At 44.6% G+C, this 24,881-nt stretch carries 19 protein-coding genes, 1 pseudogene and 1 other annotated feature; of the genes and pseudogenes, 1 reads left to right on the forward strand and 19 read right to left on the reverse strand.

What is annotated here, in order from left to right:
• Nucleotides 1–13 precede the first annotated feature (13 nt).
• The 6 genes from FYJ57_RS01490 to FYJ57_RS01515 all read right to left on the reverse strand — a co-directional run bounded on the left by FYJ57_RS01490 (nucleotide 14) and on the right by FYJ57_RS01515 (nucleotide 7,643).
• On the reverse strand, nucleotides 14–1,696 hold the full coding sequence (locus FYJ57_RS01490; RefSeq protein WP_154431258.1) for a phospho-sugar mutase: 1,683 nt from the start codon (nucleotides 1,694–1,696) through the stop codon (nucleotides 14–16).
• A 206-nt stretch (nucleotides 1,697–1,902) separates the two neighbouring features.
• Nucleotides 1,903–2,187, reverse strand: coding sequence for a hypothetical protein (locus FYJ57_RS01495; RefSeq protein ID WP_022172422.1), 285 nt, complete (start codon nucleotides 2,185–2,187; stop codon nucleotides 1,903–1,905).
• Between the two features lie 82 nt (nucleotides 2,188–2,269).
• Nucleotides 2,270–4,684 carry a leucine--tRNA ligase gene (leuS, locus tag FYJ57_RS01500; protein WP_154431259.1) on the reverse strand — a complete coding sequence of 805 codons (2,415 nt, stop codon included), beginning with the start codon at nucleotides 4,682–4,684 and terminating at the stop codon, nucleotides 2,270–2,272.
• 59 nt (nucleotides 4,685–4,743) lie between these two features.
• Nucleotides 4,744–4,988, reverse strand: a binding site (T-box leader).
• A gap of 173 nt (nucleotides 4,989–5,161) precedes the next feature.
• Complete coding sequence (locus FYJ57_RS01505) at nucleotides 5,162–5,761, reverse strand: sugar O-acetyltransferase (RefSeq protein WP_106492964.1); 600 nt, start codon at nucleotides 5,759–5,761, stop codon at nucleotides 5,162–5,164.
• A gap of 139 nt (nucleotides 5,762–5,900) precedes the next feature.
• Nucleotides 5,901–6,698 (reverse strand): hypothetical protein, encoded by a 798-nt coding sequence (locus FYJ57_RS01510; RefSeq protein WP_154431260.1) that lies wholly within the window; start codon nucleotides 6,696–6,698, stop codon nucleotides 5,901–5,903.
• A 153-nt stretch (nucleotides 6,699–6,851) separates the two neighbouring features.
• Nucleotides 6,852–7,643 (reverse strand): helix-turn-helix transcriptional regulator, encoded by a 792-nt coding sequence (locus tag FYJ57_RS01515; protein WP_154431261.1) that lies wholly within the window; start codon nucleotides 7,641–7,643, stop codon nucleotides 6,852–6,854.
• Nucleotides 7,644–7,813: 170 nt separating this feature from the next.
• Here FYJ57_RS01515 and arfA point away from each other — a divergent pair, with 170 nt between their 5' ends.
• The gene (arfA, locus tag FYJ57_RS01520) at nucleotides 7,814–9,313 is read left to right on the forward strand and encodes an arabinosylfuranosidase ArfA (RefSeq protein ID WP_154431262.1); all 1,500 of its coding nucleotides are present in this window, start codon (nucleotides 7,814–7,816) and stop codon (nucleotides 9,311–9,313) included.
• Between the two features lie 80 nt (nucleotides 9,314–9,393).
• On the opposite strand, the gene FYJ57_RS01525 is transcribed toward arfA, so the two are convergent.
• The 13 genes and pseudogenes from FYJ57_RS01525 to FYJ57_RS01585 form a co-directional block, all read right to left on the reverse strand.
• Nucleotides 9,394–10,290 carry a YitT family protein gene (locus FYJ57_RS01525; protein WP_154431263.1) on the reverse strand — a complete coding sequence of 299 codons (897 nt, stop codon included), beginning with the start codon at nucleotides 10,288–10,290 and terminating at the stop codon, nucleotides 9,394–9,396.
• A 274-nt stretch (nucleotides 10,291–10,564) separates the two neighbouring features.
• A pseudogene (locus tag FYJ57_RS01530) lies at nucleotides 10,565–11,005 on the reverse strand (AAA family ATPase); the annotation flags it as partial.
• A 238-nt stretch (nucleotides 11,006–11,243) separates the two neighbouring features.
• Nucleotides 11,244–12,626 (reverse strand): alanine/glycine:cation symporter family protein, encoded by a 1,383-nt coding sequence (locus FYJ57_RS01535; RefSeq protein WP_154431265.1) that lies wholly within the window; start codon nucleotides 12,624–12,626, stop codon nucleotides 11,244–11,246.
• Nucleotides 12,627–12,968: 342 nt separating this feature from the next.
• On the reverse strand, nucleotides 12,969–14,564 hold the full coding sequence (locus FYJ57_RS01540) for a CvpA family protein (RefSeq protein WP_154431266.1): 1,596 nt from the start codon (nucleotides 14,562–14,564) through the stop codon (nucleotides 12,969–12,971).
• A gap of 190 nt (nucleotides 14,565–14,754) precedes the next feature.
• Entirely contained in the window at nucleotides 14,755–15,354 is a 600-nt protein-coding gene (locus tag FYJ57_RS01545) for a hydrolase (protein WP_154431267.1), read from the reverse strand.
• Between the two features lie 165 nt (nucleotides 15,355–15,519).
• Nucleotides 15,520–15,750 carry a DUF6718 family protein gene (locus tag FYJ57_RS01550; RefSeq protein WP_154431268.1) on the reverse strand — a complete coding sequence of 77 codons (231 nt, stop codon included), beginning with the start codon at nucleotides 15,748–15,750 and terminating at the stop codon, nucleotides 15,520–15,522.
• A complete protein-coding gene (locus FYJ57_RS01555) occupies nucleotides 15,725–16,348 on the reverse strand; it encodes a nucleotidyltransferase family protein (protein ID WP_154431269.1) in 624 nt (207 codons plus the stop codon). The genes FYJ57_RS01550 and FYJ57_RS01555 overlap by 26 nt, the downstream gene beginning before the upstream one ends.
• Nucleotides 16,349–16,364: 16 nt before the next feature.
• Nucleotides 16,365–16,625 (reverse strand): helix-turn-helix domain-containing protein, encoded by a 261-nt coding sequence (locus FYJ57_RS01560; protein WP_022172410.1) that lies wholly within the window; start codon nucleotides 16,623–16,625, stop codon nucleotides 16,365–16,367.
• Nucleotides 16,626–16,794: 169 nt separating this feature from the next.
• Entirely contained in the window at nucleotides 16,795–18,795 is a 2,001-nt protein-coding gene (locus FYJ57_RS01565; protein WP_154431270.1) for a right-handed parallel beta-helix repeat-containing protein, read from the reverse strand.
• Nucleotides 18,796–18,982: 187 nt separating this feature from the next.
• Nucleotides 18,983–22,123, reverse strand: a complete 3,141-nt coding sequence (locus tag FYJ57_RS01570) for a 3'-5' exonuclease (protein ID WP_154431271.1) — start codon at nucleotides 22,121–22,123, stop codon at nucleotides 18,983–18,985.
• Nucleotides 22,124–22,225: 102 nt separating this feature from the next.
• The gene (locus FYJ57_RS01575) at nucleotides 22,226–22,873 is read right to left on the reverse strand and encodes an HAD family hydrolase (RefSeq protein WP_154431272.1); all 648 of its coding nucleotides are present in this window, start codon (nucleotides 22,871–22,873) and stop codon (nucleotides 22,226–22,228) included.
• Between the two features lie 237 nt (nucleotides 22,874–23,110).
• Nucleotides 23,111–23,311: a phage holin gene (locus FYJ57_RS01580; protein WP_022172406.1), complete on the reverse strand. Its 201-nt coding sequence runs from the start codon at nucleotides 23,309–23,311 to the stop codon at nucleotides 23,111–23,113.
• A 169-nt stretch (nucleotides 23,312–23,480) separates the two neighbouring features.
• Nucleotides 23,481–24,791, reverse strand: a complete 1,311-nt coding sequence (locus FYJ57_RS01585) for a Na+/H+ antiporter NhaC family protein (protein ID WP_154431273.1) — start codon at nucleotides 24,789–24,791, stop codon at nucleotides 23,481–23,483.
• Nucleotides 24,792–24,881: the final 90 nt, after the last annotated feature.

Below are 24,881 nucleotides of genomic sequence, written 5' to 3' on the forward strand. Positions count from 1 at the left end.
TTTTTTCGTTGCCTTATGCCATGATCGGTTTTAAAGCTTCAGCCAGTTTTTCTTTCTCTGCTTCTGCTTCTGCCAGATCTTTACCCAGCGTGGTGTAATAGATCTTGATCTTTGGTTCTGTACCGGATGGACGAACGATAACGGTTTCGTTGTTCTCCAGTTTGTAGATCAGAACGTTGGCTGCCGGAAGACCGGTTTCTTCCGGTTTTTCATAGTCTGTTACGCTGGCAACTTTATTGCCTGCGATTTCGGTCAGAGGATTCTTTCTGAGTCCTTCCATGATACCTGCCATAGTATCCATACCACTCAGTCCCGGGAATTCAAAGCTGTCTACTTTGTTCAGGTAACGACCATATTCTTTGTAAATCTCTTCCAGTCTCGCTTTCAGAGAACTTCCGGTGCTTCTGTAGTAAGCAGCCATCTCACAGATCAACATGGAAGTGATGACTGCGTCTTTGTCACGTACATAAGGACCAGCCAGATAGCCATAACTTTCTTCGAATCCGAAGATGAAACGATCAACTTCACCTGCTGCTTCCAGCTGAGCAATCTGATCACCGATCCATTTGAAACCGGTCAGGACACTTCTCAATTCCACACCGTAATGTTTTGCAACGGCATCTGCCAGCGGTGTGGATACAATAGATTTTACTGCTACCGGATTCTGTGGCATCGTGTCTTTTTCAATACGTCCTGCACAGATATAATCCAGGAGCAGAACACCCACTTCATTTCCGCTGACCAGTTCATAAGAACCATCGGGACATTTCATAGCGATACCTACACGGTCAGCATCCGGGTCTGTTGCAAGCATCAGGTCAGCACCGGATTCTTTTGCAAGATTCAGTCCCAGTTCAAGAGCCGCAAAGATTTCCGGGTTCGGATAACTGCAAGTTGTAAAGTAACCGTTTGGATATTCCTGTTCCGGGACAATGGTGATATCAGTAATTCCGATGTCTTTCAGTACCTGTGTGACAGGAACCAGACCGGAACCGTTTAACGGACTGTATACCAGTTTCAGTCCTGCAGTTTTACACAGACCCGGACGAACCTGTCTGGACTCGATAGCATCATACAGGGCACGTTTGCAGTCATCTCCTACGAAACGGATCAGTCCTTCTTCTACACCTGCTGCAAAAGACATATATTTTGCACCGGTCAGAACATCAGTTTTCTGAATCTCATTGTAAACGATTGCTGCAGCATCATCTGTCATCTGGCATCCGTCCGGACCGTATGCTTTATAACCATTGTACTTTGCAGGGTTATGAGAAGCAGTTACCATGATACCTGCATTACAGTTGTAATATCTGGTTGCGAAAGAAAGGGCCGGAACCGGCATCAGAGCATCATAGATTCTGACTTTGATTCCGTTGGCTGCCAGTACACTTGCAGCAGTCTTTGCAAATACATCACTTTTCAGACGGCTGTCGTAGCTGATGGCTACAGTTTGTGTGCCGCCCTGTGTTTTTACCCAGTTGGCCAGTCCCTGTGTTGCCTGACGGACCACATAAATATTCATACGATTGGTACCTGCTCCCAGGACCCCACGAAGACCAGCAGTTCCGAATTTTAATGCGACCGCGAAACGTTCTTTGATCTCATCATCGTTTCCTTCGATCCTGGACAGTTCCGGGTTCAGATCGGCATCCTCAAGATCTGCTGCCAACCAGCGTTTGTATTCTTCCTGATACATTATTTACCACTCCTATTATCTTTATTTTTGTCACTTAAAAAGTTATATAGATTGTAACATGTTTTCACAAAAACAGCAACTGCTTTGTGAAACTTAAACGAATGTCAACAAATAATTTCGGTGAAAACGACAAATTCTACTATATTATCAGAAAAATTGCATGTCATTTTCCAATGACAAAACACGCCAGATATCATATCATGTTCTCAATTTTCCAGAGTGGCGAAAAATAATTCATAAAAATCGTCTTCGCCTTCCAGTTTTGGCGAATTTTCTCCCCCACCGTTGGTACTGCGACGCATGGAAGCATAAAACTCTTCCCCTGCCTGAATCAGATCCATCGTATAGATTGGATAACCTTCTTCCTGACATTTTTTACAGAAAGCATCGACAGGATTCTTCTCACTGCGGGTTGCAAAGAGTGCTTTTCGAAGTTCCGGGTCTTTCTTGGCTTTCAGCTGCAGTGCATCCAGTAGTTCAATCGTATTCATAAAACATCCTCCTTTATCCCGTGATATGCAAAAGAGGCCTGCCAAATACGATGCAGACCTCCTTGTCTTTTACTGTTTTTAATTATTTCTGAACAATGTTGATGATTTTCTTCGGTACATAGATCTCTTTTACGATTGTACCTGTCAGTTTGTCAGCAACGGCTTCTTTTCCTTTTGCGATTGCATCTTCTTTGGAAATGTCAACCGGGATACTGATGACTGCACGGGTTTTTCCGTTGATCTGTACCGGTACCTCTACTTCGTCATCTTTCATAGCGTCTTCATCATGTTCCGGCCATTTTGCTGCAAATACGGATGTGTCATGACCCAGAACCTGCCACAGTTCTTCGGCAATGTGCGGAGCGAACGGAGAAAGCAGAATTACATAGGTAGACAGTGTTTCTTTGTCAATACCACCGGTCTTCTTAACCATGTCAATCATCTTGTTGTTATATTCCATGAATTTGGAAACAACGGTATTCAGGCTGAAGCTTTCCAGACGTTCTGTGATATCGTGAATCAGGCAGTGACGCAGTTTTACCATCTCTTTAGTTTCTGAAACATTTGCTTCTGCGCTGTCCTGTACCAGTTTCCAGAAACGATTCAGGAAACGGTATACACCGTCGATTCCTCTGTCATCCCACTCTGCATCCAGTTCCGGCGGTCCTACGAACAGCTCATAGATACGCAGAGAGTCACATCCGTAATCTCTTACCAGATCATCAGGAGAAACAACGTTTCCTTTCGATTTACTCATCTTGATACCGTTCTTACCGGTGATCATACCCTGGTTGAACAGTTTGTGGAATGGTTCATCAAAGTCAATAGCTCCGATATCATACAGGAACTTGGTATAGAAACGGGAATACAGCAGATGCAGTACCGCATGTTCCACACCACCGATGTACATATCTACCGGCAGATATTTGTCAGCTTTTTCTTTGGATACCAGCTCTTTGTCATTTTTGTTATCTACATAACGCAGGAAATACCAGGAAGAACCTGCCCACTGTGGCATAGTGTTGGTCTCACGTTTTGCAGGTCCTCCGCAGGCCGGGCACTTGCAGTTAACCCATTCGTCAATAGCAGCCAGTGGAGATTCACCCGTTCCTGTCGGTTCGTAGGATTCTACATCCGGTAAACGAAGCGGAAGTTCTTCTTCCGGTACCGGAACGTTTCCACATTTCGGGCAGTGAACGATCGGAATCGGCTCGCCCCAGTAACGCTGACGGGAGAATACCCAGTCACGCAGTTTGAAGTTTACGGTTTTACGTCCGATACCCATCTTTTCGATCATCATCGGAGCTTCTTTCTTCAGTACAGAAGATTCCATACCGTTCCAGTCACCGGAGTTGATCATAGTTCCAGAAGCCTCGGTATATGCTTCTGTCATATTTTCGATTTCTTTTCCATCTTTTGCGATTACCTGAATGATTGGAATATTGAACTTGGTTGCAAATTCAAAGTCACGGTCATCATGGGCAGGTACACACATGATTGCTCCGGTACCGTAATCAGCCAATACATAGTCAGACAGCCAGATCGGTACTTTGGCACCATTTAACGGGTTGATTGCATAAGATCCGGTAAATACACCAGTCTTTTCTTTGTCCTGCAGACGATCCACGTTAGACTTCATGGATGCATCGTAGATATATTGCTCCACAGCTTCTCTTGTTTCATCGGTGGCCAGTTCTTTTGCCATGGCATGCTCAGGAGCCAGTACCATGAAGGTTGCACCGTGAAGGGTATCCGGGCGGGTGGTGTATACAGTGATCTTCTCGTCTCTTCCTTCAACCGGGAATTCAACTTCTGCACCATAGGATTTACCGATCCAGTCACTCTGCATCTTTTTAACTTTTTCCGGCCAGTCCAGTTTGTCCAGATCATTCAACAGACGGTCTGCATATTTTGTGATACGCAGCATCCACTGACGCAGGTTTTTCTTAGTTACTTCAGAACCACAACGTTCACATTTTCCGTTGACAACTTCTTCATTTGCCAGACCTGTCTTACAGGATGGACACCAGTTGATCGGGAATTCTTTTTCGTAAGCCAGACCTTCTTTAAACATCTTTACAAAGATCCACTGGGTCCATTTGTAGAACTCAGGATCTGTGGTGTTTACTTCGCGATCCCAGTCATACAGAGCTGCGATCTCGTTGATCTGACGTTTGATATTTGCTACGTTGTCTGCGGTTGATTTTGCAGGATGTACACCCATTTTGATCGCATAGTTTTCAGCCGGCAGACCGAAAGCATCCCATCCCATCGGGTGAATGATATAGTAACCGTTCAATAATTTGTAACGGCTCCATACATCAGAAATTACATATCCTCTCCAGTGTCCGACATGAAGACCATTTCCTGACGGATATGGGAACATGTCCAGACAATAATATTTTGGCTTTTTGCCATCATCCACATTCACCGGGTGTTCTTCCCAGATATCATGCCATTTCTTTTCTACTGCCCTATGATTATAAGGTACTGTCATGGTTTCTTCCTCCTAGGTATTGCTTGAAATATAAAAAGTCCTTTTGTTTCTGTTTTTCAACTAGAGACGAAAGGACTTTATTTCCGTGGTACCACTCTACTTCATGAAGCATAAGCCTCATGCACTTATGGATTCTGTAACGGGAACTCCCGCTTTTTCTTACTTGCATCTTCTACAAATTATGAAAATGTTTCGGAAAAAGGACTCCGGGGCCAGTTCAAAGCTTTCTTCTGCTGACTCGCACCAACCGACAGCTCTCTGAAAGAACGATACCGCTTTTACTCTTCCCCTTCCAGGTCGTATACTTTATAAAACATAAAATATTTTAACTGCAAAGACAGTGTTTGTCAAGGCTTTCCTGTTATTTACACGGGCGGCAAGCCAAAGTGTTACTGTTCACTCCATTCCCGGTAACACACCTCGCGATGCAAAGAATTTATACCAATCGTATAAATTCGCGAAGCATATTTTATCTCGTTAGGGCTGCTCATCAAAACGATGGTTTTTAAAATAGTATTCTTTATCGTGCTCATTGATTTCACGATATACCTTGCATGGACTTCCAAAAGCAATACAGTTTGCCGGAATGTCTTTTGTTACGATAGAACCGGCACCGATCACGGAATTTTCTCCGATAGTTACATCCGGAAGAACGACAACATTGGCTCCCAGCCATACATTATCACCAATGGTGATTGGGAATGAATACATTCCGTCCCCCCGGTGTTCCGGATCAATGGGATGTCCGGTGGTACACAAGGTTACATTCGGTCCGATCAACACATTTTTTCCGATGGTGATCTTCCAGTCATCGATCAGTGTCAGATTCATATTAGAATAGGTGCCGTCTCCGATGGATACATATTTTCCAACAGCTGCTGTAAGCGGTGGAGTGATCCATACATTTTTTCCTACTTTTCCGAAAATATCGTGAAGAAGTGCTTCTCTTCCTTCCATATCTTCCGGTGGCATACTGTTGAATTCTCTTACCAGTGCTTTTGTGTGAGCCTGCAGACTCATATTTTCATCATCATCCTGCCATACATACCCCTGTTTCATTCTCTCCTGCTCAGTCATAGTTTTTCTACCTCCCAGTTAATATTACTACAGGGTTAAGTGTAACATATTTGTGTGGAAAAAGCCATCTGCTCTCAAAGAAAAATATTGCCACGGTACATAACAGTAACATATAACAGTCAGGTGCTTTTTCATAGCATCAGTTGTCTATCGAATCGGAAAAAAACAGACGTGGGAAAAGATCTTGTCCGAGCTCTTCCGCGGTATAATCCGCATTGCAGGATACGCTGGGAGCATACAGGTACGTATATCCATCCCGTATGACCATAAATGCCAGCCAGAAATTGGTATCCTCGTTGTTTCCGCTGGTAAAGGAAACAATATACACCGGATAGGAAAGACTCTCAGTATAACCATCGTCCTGGTAAACGGAAAGAATGTTATATATGCCACCGTCGGTCAGTTTTTCTGCTGCAAGGGTTGCGTATGCCTCCGGAGTGTCTGGAAGATCTTCCGGGTTGACATAGCAATAGTCAACGATGCAAGACATCCCGTCTTCTAACATATCGTCATATCGGTGAGTCCCGTCTTCATAATTTTCATTTAGTATAGAAATCATACCGGTATAAGGAAGAGCACCTCCCATGAGAACCGGTATGTCCACAGAATTCTCCTGACCGGACGGCGCATCAACAGGGTCTTCATCTGGTTGTGACGGAGAAGGATCTGCCTCATCAGGTGTATGAGATCCATGATCATTATCTGATTGAGTGTTTTCCGTGGTGTCGATATTTTCAGGAACTTCAGGTTCGTCCGTTATTATCGGATCAGTGGTTTTTTCCGGGTCAGACGGACCCTCGTCGTTTTGTTTGGTGTTTCTATCTGCAGTAATGAATGGAATCTTGAAGGGTAATTCGACCGGAAGTTTAAAAGAACAGGATGTCATGGTCAATGCTGCTGTGAGGAGCAGTGAAGCAAAAAGCCATTTTCTTTTCATAAGCGTAGTCTCCTTTCTTCTGATTATAGCAAATAGAATGATATACAGAATTCCTTTTTTACATTGTACCATATATTGTGCGGTTTGTGTGACTTTGCCTTATAAAATGATCCACTGGTCTTTCGATTATTGTTATCGGTAAACAGTGATTTTTCATTGAGGAGAAACGCTGGAGATCCAGTCTTTTGGCGAACAACCGCACTGCTGTTTAAAATATCGGCTGAAATGAGACATGTTTCGAAATCCGCAGGAAAGAGCCACTTGTTGGATCGGCAGCGCTTCATTTGTCAGTAGATTTTTGGCCTTGTCAAGACGGACCTGTAGCAGGTCGTTGTGTGGGGTACTGTGAAAAAACTGCCGGTAATAAGCGTAGAACTGACTTTTTTCCAGGTTTATCTGATTGCAGAGTTGTTCGGTTGTCCAGTGTTTTTCATAATGGCGGAGCATCTCCATGCGAAGTGCCTGAAAATCCCGGTACAACCCTTCTTCTTCCGGGTTATGTCGCTGCCCTTTTTCAAGTCCACGGGCTGCCGTGACCAGAAGCTGGCAGATCAGTGCACTCTGCATTGCTTCCGTATGAGAACCGCGGGTGATGTATTCCTGCTGCAGCTTGCGGATGATTTCTTCTATTTCTTCCGGATTTTGCGGATAAAATATCTGGTTTTGCGGAAGCTGAAAATATTCTGCCGGATTCTCCTGTGCAACAAAATGAAGATAACTGTTCCGGAACTTCTGTACTGCCTGATAGTGCTGCATCTGTCCTGGTGTGTACAGGATGCAGGCATTTTCTCCGGTAATCAGTATACCATTCTCCTGATAAACTTTCATCGGAGTTTTCAGCAATAAAAACAAATAATCGCCGCTCCCCTGTGGACGGTAGATCCGGTCAGTATCTGGGTTGGAGCGGTTGTATTCGCAAAACTGTATGGAAATATCTGAAATCATTACTTCATCACCCTCTCGTATTTTCTACAAAAAGCATACCTGACACCGGAAAAAAAGTCAATTACTTCGGACAAAAACCTCTGGTATTCTTCCAATGTTCTGTTACAATCATAGACAGTACAGACAGTACATGTCGAGAGCACATTATATAACCACAGGAGGTTTTTACAATGAAAAAAGCTGAAATTATTGTAGACAAATATTTCCTCACCGGCGCGGTAGACAAAAGGATCTTCGGTTCTTTTATTGAACATCTGGGAAGAGCCGTGTACGAAGGAATCTATCAGGAAGGCAACCCGAACTCCGATGCACAGGGATTTCGGAAAGATACCCTGGATCTGGTCAAAGAACTGCAGGTTCCGATCGTTCGTTATCCGGGCGGTAACTTTGTATCCGGTTTCCGCTGGGAAGACAGCGTAGGACCAAAAGACAAACGGCCATCCAGACCAGAGCTTGCCTGGGGTGTGATCGAAACCAATCAGTTCGGATTAAATGAATTCGCCGACTGGTCAAAAAAAGCAGGAAGTGATATCATGATGGCTGTCAATCTGGGAACCCGCGGACCGGAAGATGCCAAGAATCTTCTGGAATACTGTAACTTCAAAGGCGGTACTTACTACAGTGATCTGCGAAAAGAACACGGTTACAAAGATCCGCACGATATCAAAGTATGGTGTCTGGGAAATGAAATGGATGGTCCGTGGCAGATGGGCCATAAAACGGCTACAGAATACGGAAGAATCGCAGCTGAGACTTCCCGTCTGATGAAATTCATGGATCCTACGATCGAGACCGTAGCCTGCGGAAGCTCCAATCTGGATATGCCAACCTTCGGTTCCTGGGAATACACCGTTCTGGATGAGGCTTATGATGAGGTTGATTATATGTCCCTGCATCAGTACTATGGAAACCGTGATGGCGATACCCCTGATTTTCTGGCAAGTTCCAAAGGAATGGATGATTTTATCTCAGGTGTCGTAAGTATCTGCGATGCTGTCAAAGCAAAGAAACACGGCAAAAAGAATATTAACCTGTCCTTCGATGAGTGGAATGTCTGGTATCACAGCAATGAAGCAGATGAAAAACTGGAAAAATGGATCCAGGCACCCCATCAGCTGGAAGATATCTACAATTTTGAAGATGCCCTGTTAGTCGGAAGTATGCTGATCACACTTCTTCGCCATGCAGACCGTGTAAAAATTGCCTGCATGGCACAGTTGGTCAATGTTATCGCACCGATCATGACCTCTGACACCGGTGCATGGAGACAGACTATTTTCTATCCGTATTTCCACGCAAGTGTATACGGAAGAGGTACTGTTCTGAACACCCAGGTACACACCCCGGTATATGAAAGCAAAACTTACGGAGAAGCTCCGTATCTGGATTCTGTATGCATCTGGAATGAGGAAGAAGATACTCTGACAATCTTTGCTGTGAATAAGAGCCTGGAAGAAGATATGGAAGTCAGCTGTGACCTGAGACAGTTTGAAGGTTACAAAGTAGCTGAACATATCGTTCTGACCAACGATGATCTGAAAGCGGTTAATACAGAAGCCGCTCCGAACACAGTAGCTCCGACACTCTCTTCTGCTACCAAACTGGAAAATGGCAAATTACAGACCGTCTTTGGGAAACACAGCTGGAATGTAATTCGACTGAGTAAATAATTTCTTTTAAAAATGCTCCTGGAATCCCAGGAGCATTTTTGATAACTGTTCTGTAACTATTCAAAGTTCTTGTTATTCTTTTATTCTAACGGTTCCTCATAGAATCTTCCCGCGATTCCCTCGGATTTGATAATGTTGATAAATGCTTCCGGATCCAGGCTGTGAACCAGTGCAGTCACTTCTTTCACTTCATCTTCTCCAAGTACTGTGTACAGCATGTCTTTGTCCTCTTTCAGATAGCAGCCCTGAACGGCAAGATGTGTGATTCCATGCCTGGTACATTCCATAATCTTCTGCTCCAGCATTGCTCCGTGACGGGTGACAATGAACATGGTTGCTTTTTGATCTCTTCTGTGAAGTGTGTTGATCGTCTGTGTGGAAACGAACTGGAAAATGATGGAATACATCGCAGCTTCAAATCCAAACAGAAAACCTGCGGTCGTAAGTATCACCACATTGATACCAAAAACAAAATTCCAGGACGGTTTATGCAATCTGGAGGAAAGATAAACCGCAATAAAATCCGTTCCACCGCTGGAAGATTTTCCGAACAAAGCAATCGAGATTGCTGTTCCGTTCAAAATCCCGCCAAATACAGACACCAGAAGCGGATCATATGTAATCGGCGTTACCGGGATCAGATCGACCAGAAAAGAGTTCAGTACGATCATCAGTACCGTATATGAGGTAAACTTTTTCCCGATCATCCGAAAACCGATGATCGCCGGTATCGCATTCAATGCAATATTGATCACCGAATATGGCAATGAAATTCCGAAAAATGTTTCCGCCGTACGCTGTAACAAAAGTGATAAACCGGTAAATCCTCCCGGAATCAGATTTCCCGCCCGGACGAAAGATTTGATGTTGACAGACATCAGTAACGATGCGAAAAGTACGCAGCCTGTCGATATCAGTGGCTGCTTCCATCTTGGGGATGTTCGTACAGTTGCCGGTTGTTGATTTGTAGTTTTCATTTTGTTCTCCATTATAAAAAATTATAAAAAACTATTGTTGCCTTCACTTAAGGAAGTTTTAGCAGCGTGTTCTATTATAGTATAGCTCTTTTGAGATGTTTCATCAATGGGAATTCATTGGACTTTATTTGTAGATATCTTCTAACATATCAAGTATATGGCTCTCAGGCAGTTCTGTGAACTAATTCCGCAAACTTTTTATATCGTTCGTACATCCTGTCATAAATTTCCATATACTCCGCATTTGGCAAATCACCGGGTTTTGGCTCTTGTTTAAAGAAATCAATTCGCGATACATTTCTTTATTGTCATCATCCAGTTTATTACTTTCCAGTAAGAATTTAAACCGTCTGGCTTCTGCTGCAATCAATTCTGCAAGATTGAGTCTGGCTTCTTCAAATGTGGTTCCGTCCACACCTTTTAATGTAAGAAACACAACCGGGAACTTGCCCATATATTCTTCGCAGAATTGCTTATTCTGTGAAATATAAAGACCATCAAACAATGTCTTATCTGCACCTATTTCAAAAAAGTAGCGGAGCATACTCATATTTAATGTCTTCCCGAAACGGCGCGGTCGTGTAAAAAGATTAACCTTTCCCCAGCTATCAAGTAGCTGTTCAATCAGTCTTGTCTTATCAACGTAGTAAAAACCCTGTCGGCGAATTTCCCTAAAATCTTCGATTCCAACAGGAAGCTTCAACACTATTGCCATTTTTTCATGCTCCTTTCCGAAGCTATACTACTGGAACGGAAGATACTCTGCCCCAATGTACTTTGATTTTACCATCTAACAGGCCAAATAACAAGTTGATACCCCGGCACTGTTTTACAGACTAATATTATTATTTTACAGTTAAGCGACAACCTCTATCATACAAGCAAAAAAGTGAGCATACACCACGACAAAATAATCGGTATATGCTCGCTTATTTACTCATCATCATCTTTTGCTATTTTTTAATCACCGGAATCTCCGTATCATCTTTCGCGTCCAGGTCATCCAGGTATTTTTTCGTTTCTTTCACAATAACCGGGGAAAGGAGCAGTACGGCGATCAGGTTCGGGATTGCCATCAGGGCGTTCAGGATATCGGCGATGTCCCATACTACATCAAGGGCTACTACCGGGGCGATCACAGCTACGGCGATATATAACACACGATAAGGAATCAGTCCCTTTTTCCCTGCAAAGTATTCCACACAACGTTCCCCATAATATGCCCATCCAAGGATCGTAGAGAATGCGAAGGAAACGATTCCAACGACAAGGATCAAAGGTCCGATGATCGGAATCTGATCGAAGGCAAGGGAGGTCAGTACACCGCCATCGGTGATCTCATTGGCATTGATAGCCGGGTTTTTCATAATCGTAGAAACCAGTACCAGACCGGTCATCAGACATACGACTACAGTATCCCAGAAAGTTCCGGTGGAGGATACCAGTGCCTGGCGTACAGGGTTTCGAGTCTGTGCTGCCGCTGCGGCAATCGGTGCAGAACCCATACCGGATTCATTGGAAAACAGTCCACGGGCAACTCCGTAACGCATCGCCATCATGATACCGCTTCCTACCAGACCGCCGGCTGCTGCCCCCGGTTGGAATGCCAGGCGACAGATAGTTGTGATTGCAGGTATGATATAGTCATAATTAATTCCAAGAATCACGATACAGCCAAGCACATAGAAAAGTGCCATAAACGGAACCAGTCGTTCACAGACCCTTGCGATGCTTTTGATTCCACCAAAGATGACAACTGCTGTCAGAACGCCAATGATGATTCCGACAACTGCTTTATTGATGTGTAGATTCTCATTGCAGACAGTAGCGATGGCGTTAACCTGTGTGGCACATCCGATACCGAACGAAGCAAACCCGGCAAATACAGCAAAGATCAGCCCCAGCCACCGCATATGCAAACCGCGTTCCAGTGCGTACATGGCACCACCCTGCATTCGTCCATCTTCGGTTTTGACACGATATTTTACTGCCATCAGTGATTCACTGTATTTCGTCGCGATACCGAACACACCGGTAAGCCAGCACCATAAAACGGCACCAGGACCACCTAAGGCAACGGCAGTTCCCACACCGATAATATTTCCGGTTCCGATCGTAGATGCCAGCGCAGTGGCAAGTGCTCCGAACTGACTGACTTCACCGTCTGCATCCGGTTCTTTGGATACAGAAAGCTTGATTCCTTTTGTGATTGTTTTTCTCTGGATAAACCCGGTTCGGACGGTCATGAAAAGATGAGTTCCGAGAAGTAACAGAATCATCCCCCAGCCCCAGACTTTTCCGTCCACCCAGGTTACCAGTTGACTGAACTTTTCCATATGTTTGTTCTCCCTTCTGTGGTGTAGATATGTAAATCTCATAAATATTTCGTATCTTCATAGTTGCTGAGCGTTTAAAAGGATTCTGTATGTTTTCCAGGTGCTCTGATTCCTGTACAGGATATATCAGTTTATGGCATATAGCGGAATATTATGCCGGCAATAAGATAACATAGGCTTCGCGATCTTGATATGCAGGAAGATACTTTCCTGTATATCGAAAAAAGGCAGACACCCTCTCGGATGTCCGCCCTTGGACTTACATATCTCATCTGTATTTTGTTTATCAGTTGATTTTTCTTATTATATCATGAAACTCTTTTGCTGCCAAGTGAAAATTTTCTACTCCAGGTTCAATACCGTACAAACCGGAGTTCCTTCCAGGTATTCTACGGTAACCGTGTCTCCCTCCTGCAATGTTACGACCTGCAGATAATCCTGAACCGGGACATCGAAGATCTCGGAATGTCCATTTAATACCAGGTAGAAATGGGAATTGCCGTCGATAACGCTCTGCGCGATCCGCTGGATCGTTCCGGTGACAGTTTTGAAATCGCTCTCATTTCCGGCAGTAATTCCACTGGTATTCAGGAGTTTCACATAAGCGTCCTGGCAGGCGGATACGGTATCTCCGATGGCAACATTCTGGTATTTCTGGATATTTACCATCGCGTATTTTTTTACCAGTCCGGCACCGTCTTTCAATGCCATAAAGTATGTTGGTTCATTGGAAATATTCAGAAGGATCGGGAAAGTTGCCTTGTACCCAAGGTTCTGAACCTGCCCTTCCGCGGATCCCATCGCCGAATACTCTTCTGCTCCGTTTACCTTATAATATCGTGTCTCTCTGGTACGTTGATTGATCAGAACAAATCCTACGTTGGACTGATCTCCGCTGACAGAAGTTACACCGGTGTATACCCATACATCGTCTTCCATCGCCATGTAATTATATCCGTCTGTAGATTTCAGACAGCCTTTCTGTCCGAAGATGCTGTTGATATAACCGTTCACCAGTGTTCCATAGTAATTATACTGTTGAATCAGAAGATCTGCCGGATTGGCACGGTCTACCCATTCCGGACAGTCTTTTAACGTGTAATCCTGGCACTCTCCTGTCTGGGCATTACACAGGACAACTCTGCCGATTGTTGCACCACCAAAAAGTCCAATTGTATACTTCCGCACTGGGCAGACCCAGTAAGGAGTGCCATTATCGTCAATCTCGAAACTTAACTGATCGAAGATGTAGGTTGGATAATGAAAACGCAGATGGCGATAAATATTCCGGTTCAGATATTCTGCCTCGGAATAACGGATTGGTTTGTCCAGTTTTACCAGCGAGGTATCCTGTGTCGTCATATCGATCATAATATACGCCGGGATTCCCTGTGACTGGTTGGTCAGCCATTTGATCGGGCTTGCGTAGACCAGTGGAGTCACGCGAACCGGTTTTTCCTGATAATTGATCTGCGAATACAGATCGCTGACCTCAAACTGAGAAACCATATCTACCATACTTCCCATTTTTCGGTTTCCAAGAATCATCGCACTGTCTTTGTCAAGCAACGGAATCTGACTGAAATTCACCGGCTGGATATCTTCCGAAAAGTCGCGTTCCTCGATGGTCAGCAGATTTCGATACTGTTTTGCGTTTACGATGGGGGAAGATAAGATGCTTCCTGCTGCAAATACAAGCAGTACAGCCATCATTACGATGCCTCCGATTTTCAGAAACTTGCTGCTTTTCACCTCACGGATGCTGGTAAACTTCTTTTTAGCTGCATAAGCTGCCAGAATCAATACGAGTACAAACAGGATAAAAATCCAGATTCCCGTAGAATGAATGTTGATCGCCGGGATTGTTGCATAATAATAAATCCCCGCAAGAACGATCACCAGCAGCACTAGAAGCGCTTTGATTTTTCCTTTTTTCATATTGTCTGCTCTCCTCTTTGGAACTGTTGTTTTTTGTACTATATCAGTATACGCTGTTTTTCGCAAGTATAACCCACAAGAATTCACGAATTCTTAAGAAAACCGCGGTCACAGGAAGTATAAAAATATCCGAAAGTAAACCAGTTGTCAAATAGCCGATTCACTTTCGGATTAAGTATCTCGATTTGTTTTACAGAGATTCACACTCCGCATTAATCGTATCTTCGGTTGATTTCATTGCTTCCATTGTCATCGTCAGCAGTTTTTCCAGTTCCCAGCCGAGCTGATCGGCTCCGCGCTGGATGACTTCTCTGGAGCATCCTGCAGCGAATCCTTTGCTTTTATATTTTTTCTTTAAGGATTTCAGTTCCATGTCTTTTGTACTTTTGGAAGGACGCATCAGCGCTGCCGCCCAGATCAGTCCGGTCAGTTCATCGGCTGCAAACAGTACTTTTTCCATCTCATGTTCCGGTGCTACATCAAGAGTAGCACCACATCCGATCGTGATACCATATCCATGGGAAACTACACTGTGGATGATATCTTCACCAACGCCTCCCTCTCTTAAAAGTTCCGGTGCTTTCAGGCAGTGCTCTTCCGGATACTGTTCAAAATCAATATCATGCAGAAGTCCTACGATACCCCAGTATTCTGCGTCTTCAGCATATCCAAGTTCGTTAGCATACCATTTCATTACAGCTTCCACGGTAAATGCATGCTGCAGATGAAACGGATCCTGATTGTATCTTTTTAATAATGCCAGTGCATCTTCTCTTGCTATATATTCCATATTTCTTTCTCCTGTCCGGTGTGCACTGCGCCTGAAACACACCATTTGTAATTCATAGATTTCTTAAAAATATTTTTGAAATGATTTCACGCATAAATGCATTATAACACGAAATCGCTTCAAAAACAGAAGCTTTTTCACACAATACCTTTGTGGGTATATATATCAGGAAAAACTGTTTTTCACTTCCTGTGCAAAATGATCCGGCGTATCCATAAAGCAAAACGGTTCATACTCCGTATATGCAGATGGACGGCTGACAGTAAGCAGCTGTATTTCTTCACCGGGAAGATCCGAGAGAAGTTTCTGCTTTAATTTTGCCAGTTCTTTTCCATGCATCATTTGGATCGCCAGACTGCTACCACCCTTATTATTTTTCGCAATCAGATAACACATCCCGAAGTACCTCCTCACATTCACATTCTGTTCGGATTCTTCCTCTCTCATACTCTCTTCGCAGGGTGATTCCTACATTTGCCGGATGATGTTTACTCCATACATATTTATGCAGCCAGTTGTTCATCTGACGGTCATAGTAGGTATTATATTGAATCTCGATCGGGTAATGTCGGTGGCCATACTGATAATAGATATACACACCACGGTATCCGTCATCGTGTGTTTTCCCGTTGGACATGTCTGCAACGGAAATATTCTTTGCTTCTCTCAGACGTAAAATTTCCTCGTAATTATCGCATAATGTCCGAAAACCGAGGATATCGTTAAATACCCGCTCTACCCGGCTTTCCCCGGATGCCCGTTGATATTTCCGCAGGATCGCCTGAAGACTTTTAATGCGGTAATCAATCGGAAGTCCGGATAAAATATCACTGGAATCATACCAGACGACGATATTTTTCAGTTCTTCTGTAAGAAACGCTTCATCCAGACAGCTGATTGCCTGAGCCAGGTTCTCTTCCAGTCTGGTTCGAAAGGACAACTTTCGCAGCAGGGCAAAAGACAGTCCGTCTTTCTTCAAAATATCTTCTACCATTGCTACTGCCCCCTGATTAATCTTCCAGAGTAACTTTCACTTTTTTACCCATAGCTCCGGCAATCTTTACCAGGAATTCCAGACTGGGGTTGTAATTTCCGCTTTCAAAACGGGTGATGTTCGGCTGAGAGATACCGGCACGTTTTCCAAGTTCACTCTGTGTCAGTCCCAGTTCTTTGCGGTACTGTTTGTAAATGTCGACGGTTCGCTGAATCGTCACTTTCTGCTGAGTTTCCAAAAGAATTTTTTCTCCGTTTTCCATAATGATATAATCCATTTTTTCACTTTCCTTTCATGTTTTTATCAATACCGTATGTGATATTCATATGATAACCTATACGGTATGAAATGTCAATAGTAATACGATACAAAATAAAAAAAGTACAGAAATCCCGGAAAAAATATTTTCCAGGATTCCGTACAGTTCTTAATCGTAGAAATATTTGCTATTTTACATAAAGCATTTTTTCAGCATCTTCTGCTTCGGCAAATGGTCCGGGCACAGTTGCCACACTGCGGTGATTTCCGAAATAATCTTCGTCAAACCGGATCGGTGTTCCATCTGCATTTTCGAACGGCTGTTCCGGTTCGAAGGCATTTCCAAGCACTTCAGTGTTGATCATTCTTCCGGTAAAGCCCTTCAGGAACTCATAGATATTGGTTTCCAGATGATATCCGTCTTCTTTTTCCACCAGTTCAACCTTCACATCCTCCCTGTTCTCTGCTGCGGTCAGACCATTTCTTTCCTTTTTCCATGCTTTTGCTCCTCCGAGATACACATTGCCCTCGCTCCATACCGGCAGATGACCAAAGTGTACCGGTTCCAGTTTTACCATATCCACCGGTTTAGTAAAGTCAAACTGTGAGATCCATTCCTCATATGTCGGATACTCGTCGAATGTCCAGGTACCAGCCAGACGATTTTCCGTGTCATATCCATCATCGGAATCGTGAGGGGTAATCACATCTTCTTTCGGCCATTTCTGTACAAAAATATTGTTATAGAAACGGTCATCCCCGTGAAGAATCGTCATGAATCCCATCACCTCTGTACGGTGCGGAATATGATACGGTGTATATCTCCAGCCGGTTCCTTCACCAACACAGGTCAGAGAACCACAGATCAGGTTATGTACCATTGCTACACCCTGTGTTGCGAAACGAAGGGCAGCATCAGACAGAAGAATATTGTTGTCGATCAGTGTCGGTCCATGTCCCACTTCCACAAACAGATCCTGAGACATCATACCGCCCTTCAGATTCTTTGCAAAGGACGGACGCTGGTTGTCATGAAGCAGATTCTGCGTGATTCGTGTTCCCTGTGCTTCCCAGTCACACCAGATACCCATGGTACAGTGATGAATATGATTACGCTGATACAGAACATCAATCGCTGCATGCATCTTGATACCTGCAATCTCTGCACCGCCCTGTTCCATCATGTTGTTGATGTGATGAATATGGTTGTCTTCGATCACACTGAACACACCGCCCATACGACCGATGATACCGCCCTGTTCACAGTGATGAATATTATTTCTGCGGATAATATGACTTCCTACCTTTTCTTTCAGCCAGCCATGATACTGTCCGCGGCATACGGCATCACGTTCCATCTGTGTCGGACTCTTAACATACTTATATGTAAAATAATGATCGTTATCCGGATCCAGATATTTACCTACGGAAATACCTGCGCATTTGCTGTTGGAGATATCGCAGTCCTCGATGATCCATCCCTTGCTCCAGTGTGGACCGATCATACCGTCCTGAAATGCTGCCGGCGGTGCCCAGGTGGTTGCGGCCTTGCAGATGGTAAAGCCGCTGACAGTAATATAACTTACTCCTGTTTTGGAAGGGAAGAAGCATTCACGACGCACATTGATTTCCACATTTTCCGCGTTCGGATCTTTTCCCTGGAAATTAGCGTAAATGATTGTTTCATCCGTTTTGGAATCCTGTTCGGCATACCATTTGTAGACAGAATCTTCCGGAACCCAGCTGCATGGATACACTTCTCCGCGAAGACACTCATCCAAAGTTACTGCCTCATACATGGCGCGACCGTTCAGATATACGCAGCCGGTATGTTTGTCTGCCTTTGCAAAATACCAGTCACCATATACTGCAGTCGTATATGGGTTATAAGAACCGAACACACTATTTGCCACACGACATACCCAGGTGTTGTCCTGATACGGTGTCCAGGTTTTAATCTCCTCCGCACCGGTAATCACAGCACCCAGTGGCTTTACACTGCGATAGGTGATCCGGGCATCTTCACGTCCGGCATAGATTGGATCTACATATTCACGGTAAGTTCCCGGGAACACTAAAACCTCATCACCCGGTTGTGCGATCTTTGCAGCATCATTGATTTTTCGAAAAGGAGTTTGTTCGGTTCCGTTTCCGTTACGTGCAGCATTCACATCTACATAGATTTTCATGTTCATAACCTCCATTGTACTTCATCTTTTATAAAAATCAGTTATTATGTAGATTTCTCAATTATGTTTTGAGAAATATGGCCATTTATGGTTATTATACTATAGACTCTGATCTGATAAAAGATAAATCTGACAGTTTCAGAGAATTAGTTTTCCGTACATGAATTCAAAACGGCTGGGAAAGAAACTACACCGGGAGATTGCGGTATTGCTCGATGTTTCTCTCCTGATTTTCATCGTAAATGAAATAATAATCGATTTGACCGGTTCCCTGGGTATAAATATATTGTCCATAGGTTCTCACGTTACAGAATAATACGGTACTTCCCGCCGCAACACCGATGGCATATCCCTTATTGGACAGTACCAGTGGCATCCGAAGTTTTTTCTGTCCAAAAGAGATATACCGCGCTTTCGTACTCAGATCCATAAAATCATCTGCAAGAACACCTTTGGATTTCAGGCGCTCATTTTTATCCCAGACGAAAAAGTTCCAGGTCTGACTATCCAGAAGCAATCGAGGTTCCGAAGGATTTTCCGCAAGCAGTTTTTTACCGTCTCTGCTTAAAAACTGCACAGCGCCATTGGCTTTTTCCACCCGAATCAGGATACGATCAGTCAGAAGCTGTACTTCAGAACGGGACTCTTTTGCGCCCCATATTACTGCGGTATCTGCCTGTGCTTTCCAGTTCGTATCCTGGATCGTGCCGGTAACACCTTTTACAAAGCTGATACGGATCGTCGACAGTGTGATCGGTGTCAGCCGAAGAAGTCCGGCTGCACTGGCGATCTCCAGATACTGCTTTGTCTTTTTCACCCATTTTACAGAAAAATTCCCTCTGGAATGTCCTTTGACCTGAAGATGACTCTCCGGTGGGAAGGTTCCATATGTATACGGGGATGGATTCACCAGTCCGTCGATGGCGGAAGATTTTAATTTTTTATCCGTTGATTTTTTTAACTGATTTCTGTTTTTTGGAATCAGTGCCTGATGTACTTCAAACGGTTTTGGAATTAGCACCGGTGTCTCTGTTCCGGCAATTTCCTGTTCCTTTTTCAACTGGATCTTTCGAGGACCCAGATAGCCTCTTGCCTGCCGTTCCCTGTCACCCTCTTCTCTCCGCTGCTGTTCGATCTCTTTCTGTGTGTGTACCGGTTTTGCGTATTCTTTCGCTTTTTGCAGACTTTCGGTCTGAAATTCCTGCATATGTTTTTCTTTCGGCACTTCGGTTCCTATAATGTCCGTAAGAGAATCCTGATACAGTACGGTCAGTTCATGGAGCGCACGGGTAGCGGCAACATACAACAGTTTGATATGCCCGTTATCCTGTGGATATTGTTCTTTTGTCGGATTCCACAGAAGTACCGCGTCAAATTCCAGCCCCTTGGTATACACCACCGGGAGAATCATGATTCCCTCTCCGAACTGACTGCGTTCCGGTGTGTAACTCATCAGATTCGGAGTATCCTGTAACAGATCCGACACCTCTTTGGCTTCCGTCTCATCGCGGCAGATTACAGCGATCGTTTCGTATCCGTTTTTTTGCCATTCCTGAATCTGGTTTGCTGCTGCATCTTTCATAGCAACTGTATCTGCACTGGCTTGCACCTTCACCTGCTTTCCGTGGCGAATGATCGGTTCCACCGGATAGATCGGGAAATCTCCATGCCGAAGGATCTCTGTGGCAAATTCTGAGATTTCCACCGTGTTTCGATAGCTTTTCCGAAGCAGTCCGAATGCATCGTATGTTCCCCGCAGGATCAGTCTGCGAAGTTCTTCCCAGTCATTTAACCCCTGTCCAAAATGGATATTCTGAGAAGTATCTCCCATAACAGTATAGGTGCATCCCCGCATACAGTAGTGCAGGCAGCGATATACCATCATACCAAAGTCCTGTGCTTCATCGATGACCACATGGCTTGCTTCCCTCACCGGATCGGTTTCCTTGATCCGTTTATAGATATATGCCATCGCCGCAAGGTCGTACACATCAAACGATGTATCTGGTATTTCGATAGGAATTCCCTCTTGCTGCTGTGCACGGAGAAAATCCTGATAAAAAGTTCGCACGGAACCATTCCATTTTCCGTTGCCAAAGTAAGTGCTGTATTTTTTGTCCAGTTTTTTCCGCTCTTTTTCTGTGAAAGAGATCACTTTTCCCGTGATCACATTTTCATAGCGGGCATACAGCATTTTATTCAGCATCAGGATCTTGCTTTCCATCGAAAGGAGCGGATTGTCACGCAGATACTCCCGGATCATCGCAGGACGCATCAGACGCACACCCGTTTTTTCCATCACGATCGCCTCCTGTGGAATCTCCTGATTTTCGTATGCCTGACAGTACGCTTCCAGTTTTTCGAACCAGGCAGTACTTCCTTTCTGTTCCTGCCAAGCCTCCTGAGATACCGGATGAACTCTGTATATTTTTCCATTCCATTCCTCATACAGAAGGCGGATAAACAGCTCTTCCATCGTCATCTGACGAATCCCGTATACATCCAGCTCCGGCAGAACACCGGTGATATAATTCAGCAAAATTTTATTGCTCCCGATAACATAAAAATCTTCCGGGCGGAAATCCTCTTTGTAATTATAAAGAATATAGGAAATCCGGTGCATCGCCACTGTGGTCTTTCCGGAACCCGCCACACCCTGAACAATCAGATTAGTCCTGGGGGAGCGACGGATCAGCAGATTCTGTTCTTTCTGAATGGTTGCAATGATCTCTCCAAGTACGTTTTTTTTGCTTTTGGCAAGGTATTTGGTCAGAAGTTCATCATTGGCTACCACATCCGAGTCAAAGTAGTCTTTCAACCGATCATTTTCAATCTCATACGTCCGTTTTCTTTCCAGATCGATCGTATGCGTCCCCTCGGAAAGAACGGTATACGAACAGGGACCAAGACCGCTTTCATAATAAACAGAAGCAATCGGTGCACGCCAGTCCAATACTAACGGCTGCGCATCATCCCCGGAGATTCCAACACGACCGATATAATACGCTTCTTTTTGTTGTTTTTCTTCTGCAAGAAAATCAATTCTGCCAAAATACGGTTTCTTTCTGGCTTTTTCCAGGCGCACCATATTCTGCTTATATTCTTTCAGACGCGCCGTAGCATTGTTCCAGAGTGTCAGACCTTCTTTATCTTTTGCATCGTAAACTTCCATCAGATCGGCAAGATCTTCATTTGCCTCCCGGATGGCTTTACGCGCCTGTACCAGATGTTCCTGGGCAACCCCGATCACATATGCCAGCTGGTGTTCTTCTGCTTCTCTGCTGATACCGGGAAGTTCTGCTGCATCCTTTTCCATTTTTTCTGCCATAGCTCTTCTCCATATTTTTATATTTTTCACATACGACAGTGCCCATCCCCTGCAGATCTCTCGTATTTTCTGTATTACATTTACATTAGTGTGTTATTGCCTTTATTGAAACAGTGCTTTCATCTGATCCAGCGAATCCACACATGCGGTTAACATGTTCTTAAGTTCCGCGTCCGGTTTTGTCTGATCCGGTACCATGACAACCTGACAGCCTGCACGGTACGCACTGGTCACTCCGTTCGGTGAATCCTCTACCGCCATGCATGCAGACGGATCCAGTCCCAGCTGTTGGCAGGCATAGATATAAATATCCGGTGACGGTTTTCCACACTTGACCATATTTGCACAGATGATCCGGTCAAAGTACTCGTACAGTCCGATCTGTTTCAGATATCGTGCCGCGCGTTCCGTATCAGTTGCCGTAGCGATCGCACGCTGGATCTTCTTTTCTTTCAGATATTCAAGAAGTTCTACAGCTCCCGGTTTGATCTGGATTCCATCCCGTTCCAGATATTCTTCCATCAGCTGTTTCCGATATACACGAATCGCCGGATAGTCCAGATCGGGATCCTGAAACATTTCTTTCAGATGCTCCGGCGCATATGGCTGTCCCAGCGAACGCATGGAAAGTGCCTGCTCATCACTCATCGTATAACCAAAATGCGCCAGTGCCTGTGGCCAGCAGATCCGGTAATATTTTTCTGTGTCAATCAGTGTTCCATCCATATCAAAAATTACTGCCTGTATCATTCTTTATACTCCTTGCTGTTCTTTTCCTGTAGTCGCAAATATACCAGTTTGCATCGACAATCGTTCTTATATTTTACTACACACCTGCACGAAAAGGAATATGAAGATCGTTGATTTGACTGAAAAACCAGTGACTGCCAGCTTTTTCAGATACATCGCAGCATAAAAAGAACTCCTGCCAGCTCTGTCCGCCTGCAAGAGTTCCCGTGTTTTCAGACACGCTCTGGTATGAAGTTGTTAGTGACTGCATTTGTTATATTTTGATTTGCTGATTCCAAGAATCACACCGAGAAACGTATCGATTGCCGTGATGGTTCCCACCAGCTGTTCTCCATAGGGAAGTCCCCAGATTCCAGCCAGTGCAAAATACAACGTTCCCAGAGCCGGCAGAAAATACATGGCGAGCCATTTTAATCGATCATATGTTTTGTTACTCATATTGCATTCCCCGCTTCCTGATATGTCCCACCGCATCTGTGAGACGATACCCAGCTATCTATCTGATTTACCATATGCGTGAAATGCGTTTTCTGTCACTCTTCTTATTTTGCAAGTGCAACTTTTTTGCGCTGTCCTCTTTCCGATGCTCTGCCGGTTATATCGGATGTTACCTCTGTTTTTTCTCGACTCCAAAGATAGCGATCAAAGAACACAGAAGCAGAAACATCGGATAAAACAGCCGTGGCATGATCTGGAAGGCGGAAATCTCGTATCCAAGTTCATGTGCCGCCGAGATGGCTACCAGCATCTGTGCACCGTAAGGGATGACTCCCTGGAAGATACAGGAAAAAGTATCCAGTAACGAAGCTGTTTTCTTCGGTGTCACGCGGTATTCCTGGGCCATTTCTTTTGCAATCGGATTCGCCATTACGATTGCAACAGTATTGTTGGCAGTTGCAATGTCCATCGCTCCGACCAGCAGTCCCATACCCAGCTGCCCTCCTCGTTTTCCCTTAAAGATCCGGTGGATCCAGCCGAGCAACGCATCAAATCCGCCATATTCCCGGATCAGCGCACACATGGCTGCAACAAGGATCGCCACCATACAGGTCTCAAACATGCCCGAGACGCCGGAACCCATATTTGCCAGCAGATCGGTCGGTGTGGTATGTCCGCCAAGCAGCATGATCAGTGCACCGGAGGCAATGCCGGTTAGAAGTACCACAAATACATTGATACCGATGATTCCACCGATCAGAACCAGCACATAGGGAAGTACCTGCAGCAGATGGTACGACTGATCGACTCTTCCGTGAATCTCTGTCTGAAAAGACAGAATCAGGATCAGAGCCAGTGTGATCACCGCCGCCGGAAATGCGATCCAGAAGTTTTCCCGGAATTTATCTTTCATCTCGCAGCCCTGTCCGTTACAGGCTGCGATTGTTGTATCGGAAATAAAGGAAAGATTGTCCCCGAACATTGCACCCCCCATGACCGCTCCGACACAAAACGGAAGATCAAACCCGGATGCTGCAGATACCGCAACTGCGATCGGTGTCAGCAGGGTGATCGTTCCCACGGAGGTTCCCATTGCCACCGACACGAAACAGGCCACTACAAACAGCACTGCAACCGAAAACCGCGCCGGAATCAGCGCCAGCATAAAATAGGCCACACTCTCCGCACTGCTTCTTCCGACAACGCCGACAAAGCAGCCGGCGGTCAGAAAGATCAATAACATCGTAATGATATTCTTATCGCCCACACCCTGCGCCATCAGCTCCAGTTTTTTATCAAAATTTACTTTCCGATTCTGTACACACGCCACCAGAATCGCCGCCAGAAAAGCAACGACGATCGGCACGTTATAAAATCCCATCGGAATCTTTAACACATATTCAAACAAAATCCCAAGCCCCAGATACAATACCAGGAACACGCCGATAGGGAGTAACGCAATTCCATTTCCTTTTTTCATGTTTGTTTTTCCTTTTCTACTATCATTCATTTATTTTGATTTTGTAACTGTTCCATACTTTCACAAGTACCCGTTTTAATCCATTAGTTA

The sequence above is a fragment of the Oliverpabstia intestinalis genome (genome assembly GCF_009696065.1).
GTDB lineage: Bacteria > Bacillota > Clostridia > Lachnospirales > Lachnospiraceae > Oliverpabstia > Oliverpabstia intestinalis.

Excerpts from the sequence above, each read along its gene's own strand:
- FYJ57_RS01490 (WP_154431258.1), bottom strand. The coding sequence starts at position 1,696 with ATGTATCAGGAAGAATACAAACGCTGGTTGGCAGCAGATCTTGAGGAT.
- FYJ57_RS01495 (WP_022172422.1), bottom strand. The coding sequence starts at position 2,187 with ATGAATACGATTGAACTACTGGATGCACTGCAGCTGAAAGCCAAGAAA.
- leuS (WP_154431259.1), bottom strand. The coding sequence starts at position 4,684 with ATGACAGTACCTTATAATCATAGGGCAGTAGAAAAGAAATGGCATGAT.
- FYJ57_RS01505 (WP_106492964.1), bottom strand. The coding sequence starts at position 5,761 with ATGACTGAGCAGGAGAGAATGAAACAGGGGTATGTATGGCAGGATGAT.
- FYJ57_RS01510 (WP_154431260.1), bottom strand. The coding sequence starts at position 6,698 with ATGAAAAGAAAATGGCTTTTTGCTTCACTGCTCCTCACAGCAGCATTG.
- FYJ57_RS01515 (WP_154431261.1), bottom strand. The coding sequence starts at position 7,643 with ATGATTTCAGATATTTCCATACAGTTTTGCGAATACAACCGCTCCAAC.
- arfA (WP_154431262.1), top strand. The coding sequence starts at position 7,814 with ATGAAAAAAGCTGAAATTATTGTAGACAAATATTTCCTCACCGGCGCG.
- FYJ57_RS01525 (WP_154431263.1), bottom strand. The coding sequence starts at position 10,290 with ATGAAAACTACAAATCAACAACCGGCAACTGTACGAACATCCCCAAGA.
- FYJ57_RS01535 (WP_154431265.1), bottom strand. The coding sequence starts at position 12,626 with ATGGAAAAGTTCAGTCAACTGGTAACCTGGGTGGACGGAAAAGTCTGG.
- FYJ57_RS01540 (WP_154431266.1), bottom strand. The coding sequence starts at position 14,564 with ATGAAAAAAGGAAAAATCAAAGCGCTTCTAGTGCTGCTGGTGATCGTT.
- FYJ57_RS01545 (WP_154431267.1), bottom strand. The coding sequence starts at position 15,354 with ATGGAATATATAGCAAGAGAAGATGCACTGGCATTATTAAAAAGATAC.
- FYJ57_RS01550 (WP_154431268.1), bottom strand. The coding sequence starts at position 15,750 with ATGTGTTATCTGATTGCGAAAAATAATAAGGGTGGTAGCAGTCTGGCG.
- FYJ57_RS01555 (WP_154431269.1), bottom strand. The coding sequence starts at position 16,348 with ATGGTAGAAGATATTTTGAAGAAAGACGGACTGTCTTTTGCCCTGCTG.
- FYJ57_RS01560 (WP_022172410.1), bottom strand. The coding sequence starts at position 16,625 with ATGGATTATATCATTATGGAAAACGGAGAAAAAATTCTTTTGGAAACT.
- FYJ57_RS01565 (WP_154431270.1), bottom strand. The coding sequence starts at position 18,795 with ATGAAAATCTATGTAGATGTGAATGCTGCACGTAACGGAAACGGAACC.
- FYJ57_RS01570 (WP_154431271.1), bottom strand. The coding sequence starts at position 22,123 with ATGGCAGAAAAAATGGAAAAGGATGCAGCAGAACTTCCCGGTATCAGC.
- FYJ57_RS01575 (WP_154431272.1), bottom strand. The coding sequence starts at position 22,873 with ATGATACAGGCAGTAATTTTTGATATGGATGGAACACTGATTGACACA.
- FYJ57_RS01580 (WP_022172406.1), bottom strand. The coding sequence starts at position 23,311 with ATGAGTAACAAAACATATGATCGATTAAAATGGCTCGCCATGTATTTT.
- FYJ57_RS01585 (WP_154431273.1), bottom strand. The coding sequence starts at position 24,791 with ATGAAAAAAGGAAATGGAATTGCGTTACTCCCTATCGGCGTGTTCCTG.